General features: G+C 39.6%; 5 protein-coding genes. 1 reads left to right on the forward strand and 4 read right to left on the reverse strand.

The annotated features are described in order from the left end of the window. Window positions 1-150: 150 nt before the first annotated feature. On the reverse strand, window positions 151-957 hold the full coding sequence (locus H5968_RS24635; RefSeq protein WP_255427245.1) for a DegT/DnrJ/EryC1/StrS aminotransferase family protein: 807 nt from the start codon (window positions 955-957) through the stop codon (window positions 151-153). Window positions 958-1325: 368 nt separating this feature from the next. Between H5968_RS24635 and H5968_RS25925 the strand changes: the two genes are divergently transcribed. Further along, window positions 1326-1448, forward strand: coding sequence for a hypothetical protein (locus H5968_RS25925; RefSeq protein ID WP_255427246.1), 123 nt, complete (start codon window positions 1326-1328; stop codon window positions 1446-1448). A 132-nt stretch (window positions 1449-1580) separates the two neighbouring features. Here H5968_RS25925 and H5968_RS24640 read toward each other — a convergent pair whose 3' ends face one another. From H5968_RS24640 to H5968_RS24650, 3 genes are all read right to left on the reverse strand, one after another. Next, window positions 1581-2669: an NAD-dependent epimerase/dehydratase family protein gene (locus tag H5968_RS24640; RefSeq protein ID WP_187042038.1), complete on the reverse strand. Its 1089-nt coding sequence runs from the start codon at window positions 2667-2669 to the stop codon at window positions 1581-1583. 76 nt (window positions 2670-2745) lie between these two features. Then, window positions 2746-3495, reverse strand: a complete 750-nt coding sequence (locus H5968_RS24645) for an FkbM family methyltransferase (RefSeq protein WP_187042039.1) — start codon at window positions 3493-3495, stop codon at window positions 2746-2748. A 19-nt stretch (window positions 3496-3514) separates the two neighbouring features. Continuing rightward, entirely contained in the window at window positions 3515-4060 is a 546-nt protein-coding gene (locus H5968_RS24650; protein WP_187042040.1) for a bifunctional 2-polyprenyl-6-hydroxyphenol methylase/3-demethylubiquinol 3-O-methyltransferase UbiG, read from the reverse strand. Window positions 4061-4174 lie beyond the last annotated feature (114 nt).

Genomic DNA, 4174 nt, shown 5'->3' on the forward strand with positions numbered 1-4174 from the left:
TTGATGGATAAAAGCATTTGCTGATGTCAACACTATACTATATTATTTAATTCTGACACATTTTGCCTAATTTTTTAGTCAACTTATTCCATGTATACGTCAAATACTTGTAGTTTTGTATGTACTTGTATAGGTTTGTCTAGTAAATTGTCAACTTAGGACAAGCTCAATAAAATCCTCCATACTTTCTAGGGAAGTTAACCCCATAGCAGCGGATACCTCCGACATTTTCCCATTAGTACCCAGGTAAATTACCTTATCCATCCCAGCAAAGCCAAAGTTTTTCATTAACCGCAGCTTCTGATTTAACTCATCATCATTGGTAACAATTGCACCCCCCTCAAAGGTATTCATAAACTTGGTAGCATGGAAGCTGAACACCTCCGCACTGCCAAAATTACCAATCATCTTACCACCGTGGGAACAGCCAAAAGCATGGGAAGCATCAAACATTAATTTCAGACCATGTTTATCCGCAATTTCCGCCAGCATTTCTACATGACAAGGTTGACCCCAAACATGAACCCCCATAATACCCGATGTCCGGGGTGTAATCATTGACTCCACCCGCCAAGGGTTAATAGTATGGGTTTTGGGGTCAATATCACAAAAAACCGGAGTAATTTCTTGCCATTGTAAAGCGTGGGCTGTGGCAATAAAAGTAAAAGAGGGAATAATTACCTCACCCTGCAACTCCAAAGCCCGAATTACCAACTCTAGGGCAATAGTACCATTGCAAACCGCTATACAATGTTTAACCCCCAAGTAGTCAGCAATCCGCTGTTCAAATTGCTGTACAAATACCCCATTATTAGACAGCCAACGCCGATCTAACATATCATTAATCCGAGCTAACAGCCGTTCTCTGTTACCAATATTCGGGCGACCGACATAGAGTTTTTCTTTGAATTTTGTTTCACCGCCAAAGTAAGCTAGTTGTGAGAGATTGTTAATCATGAAAAATCCTGTTTTAAAAAAGTCAATATCAGGTTTATACGCTAAACCTAGTAAAAGTAAGCTGTTGTGCATTTAATTTGTATAAGTGGAACAGGCAAGATGCGTGTTCCACAAGAGTTCAGAATATTAGGATTATACAATTTAGCTGTGTAACAGCTTACTTTACTATCCTTGACTGATTTTCCTTCGTTGTTAAAAACATTTATTATTTTTTCTAAGAGGTTGTTTGAAAAGTTTTAGATGGTGACTTTATACACTTGCAGATCCCCCCTCACAGGGCTATCCATTATAAACATCTTTCTTAACAATCTTAAAACCTATACTTGGTAAAGGTTTCAAGACTTTTGAATTTACCTGATCTTGACAAAATGCACCTCATCTTTATTGATAAAAACCTCATTTTATTGAGAATCAGCAACGGAGGATTAAGGGTTGGGGGTCTGCAAGCGATCGCTCTCATGAATGTTAAGAAAGATGTGGGTAATGGATAGCTTTTCAAGGGGGATTTAGGGGGATCTAAAATTTTTGATACATCATGAGGGACTTTTAAAACATCCTCTAAGACATGATGAGGCATAGAGCGATTAATTTCGCCAGCTAATTCAATGAAACGAGTCGTTTTTTCAAATTCTTTTGCCTTCCATATCAAATAAAAAGGATCGATGGGAATGCAATTTAGCCATTTCCTGGAAAATGCTATCTAAACTGCGGGTAATTTGCCAGTCGGGAAAATGGTTGTGAATTTTGCTTAGGTCACTGATATAGCAAATGTGATCGCCTTCGCGATTTTTATCGACGTAAACGGTTTTCAACGGTTTATTTAAAAGCTGTTCCGCCTTGGCGATCGCCTCCAGGACGGAAATACTGTTTTTTCTACCACCACCCAGATTATAGACCTCACCGCAACGGGGATGTAAATAAAATTGATGCAACAAAGCACAGACATCAGATGCGTGGATATTATCCCGCACCTGTTTACCTTTATAACCGTAGATTTTATATTCTCTTCCTTCTGCACAGGCTCGCACCACATAAGCTAAAAAACCATGGAGTTCAGCAGCGCTGTGGGCTGATCCCGTCAGGCACCCGCCGCGAAAACAGGCGGTTTTCATCCCAAAGTAGCGGCCATATTCCTGTACCATCACATCCGCTGCTACTTTACTCGCACCAAATAAACTATGTTTACTCTGGTCAATGCGACAGGTTTCGGTAATACCGCCATAGTCCTGGGGATTAGCATAGTCCCAACGGCTCTCTAGTTCCACCAATGGCAACTCATTGGGGGCATCACCATAGACTTTGTTAGTGCTAAGGAAACAAAACACTGCTTCAGGGCAAGCCCTTCTGGTGGATTCCAGCAGGTTTAGTGTGCCAACTGCATTAACATCAAAATCATCAAAGGGACGACTGGCGGCTAAATCGTGGGAGGGTTGAGCCGCCGCGTGAATAATCAGGTCAAATTTTTGTTCTGAAAAGAGGTTCAGAATAGAGGGGCGATCGCGGATATCAAGGGAGAAATGCTGATACTCCGGACAGTCAACTTGTAACCGCTGCAAATTCCAGGTAGTGTCACCGTCTTTGCCAAAGAAGTCGGCTCGCATATTATTATCAATACCTGTAACCTGCCAGCCCAGTTGGGTGAAATAACGCACCGATTCAGAGCCGATTAAGCCAGCGGAACCGGTGACTAACAGTTGCTTATCAAAAGGCATATTGACAATGAAAAAGGTTTCTAATACAAAAGGAAATCTATATGTAAAAAAAATACGACTAAATTAAGTAGAGTAACTAGATACCGAGATTTTCAAAAATAGCATCTGCGAAAAGTATTTTATCGCCGGATCGAGAGCGAAATTGCTCCAAGTTGCCCCGATAAACAAAACCCAAATTGCATAGATATTTGTAGATATCATCAAACAGGGGTTGTTTTTCATAAAACTCATAAAAAGAAACCTCAATAATTACTAGCTTGGCACTTTTAAAAGTCTTCTCTCCTCCTTTAATAACAGAAAGTTCATAGCCTTGTACATCCAGCTTAATTAAAATATTATCCCCAATAGTTTGATTGTTCTCTTTTACCCATTGGTCTAAACAAGTTTGTTGAACCATAACACTGGTATTAACTGATGATTCTGGCCATTCTTCTTTATGCAGTTTAGACATATTCAACATTGAAGAACTGGGGGAAAAGGAACTTGAGAACATTTGCTTTGTGCCAACTTCGTTTCCTAATGCTAAATTAAAAGTTTTAATGTTAGTATCTTCTGCACATAATGAATAAAGCTCCTTATAAACATCAGGTAGGGGTTCAAACGAATAGATAGTTGCACCCGGAAACACATGACGAATTGTCCTAGCAAACTGTCCCTCGTTGGCACCAATATCGATAATACTTTTTATATCAAAATTGGCAAGAAATTTATAATTTTCTAATTCTTTCATTTTCTTTTCTCGTTTTTGTGCTTCACGAAGATTCTTTAGAAGCCTAATTTCCAAACCAAGAGAATTGAATATTTTATGCATCACAGCTTTAATCATAGGGCTAGAAGATTGAGTTTCAAAAGATAGGTTTTAAACATATAACTAGGAAGTGATCGCTAAGTTTCATAGTCCAAGGCACACTGGTTAAATGCTTGAGATGTGAGTATTGCGGGATTGACAATATGGCTCTTTGAGGAAGTCGCCAAAAACCACCACGTTGCCAACACTCATAATAAACAGCCTTGACGCGCTCATCCCAAACCTCCCGACTGCTTCCCAATTGATGAGGAATCTGATACACACCTTTAACTTTAAGGGGCAATTTTTTCTGAACATAATCAAAAAATTGCCTTGTAGCAAAAGACAAATGTAATGGCGTTTGTAAGTACCAATGATTGCCCTTAAACCAACGCCAAGTCCAAGCATCCATATCGCCAGTGCTAATCAGCATTACCCCCCCCGGCTTAAGTAAATGTTCTGCCTGTTTTATTCCCTCTAGTGGATTGATGAGATGCTCAAACACATCAAACATTGTCACCACATCAAAACAATGATGCCACTTTGAATCTATATCTTGTAATCGATCTGCAATAACATTAACTGCTATATAAAACCTAGACAAAACTAGACTTTACTTTCTACTTCAACGGGAGCATGGGAGCAGTTATCCCTCAGTAGACTTTCACGCCTTAGCCAGACGCGATAAATTAATTGCAGCGTTTAGATCCCTATCTAT

The organism is Sphaerospermopsis sp. LEGE 00249 (assembly GCF_014299995.1).
Classification (GTDB): Bacteria; Cyanobacteriota; Cyanobacteriia; order Cyanobacteriales; family Nostocaceae; genus Sphaerospermopsis; species Sphaerospermopsis kisseleviana.

Excerpts from the sequence above, each read along its gene's own strand:
- H5968_RS24635 (WP_255427245.1), bottom strand. The coding sequence starts at position 957 with ATGATTAACAATCTCTCACAACTAGCTTACTTTGGCGGTGAAACAAAA.
- H5968_RS25925 (WP_255427246.1), top strand. The coding sequence starts at position 1,326 with ATGCACCTCATCTTTATTGATAAAAACCTCATTTTATTGAGAATCAGC.
- H5968_RS24645 (WP_187042039.1), bottom strand. The coding sequence starts at position 3,495 with ATGATTAAAGCTGTGATGCATAAAATATTCAATTCTCTTGGTTTGGAA.
- H5968_RS24640 (WP_187042038.1), bottom strand. The coding sequence starts at position 2,669 with ATGCCTTTTGATAAGCAACTGTTAGTCACCGGTTCCGCTGGCTTAATC.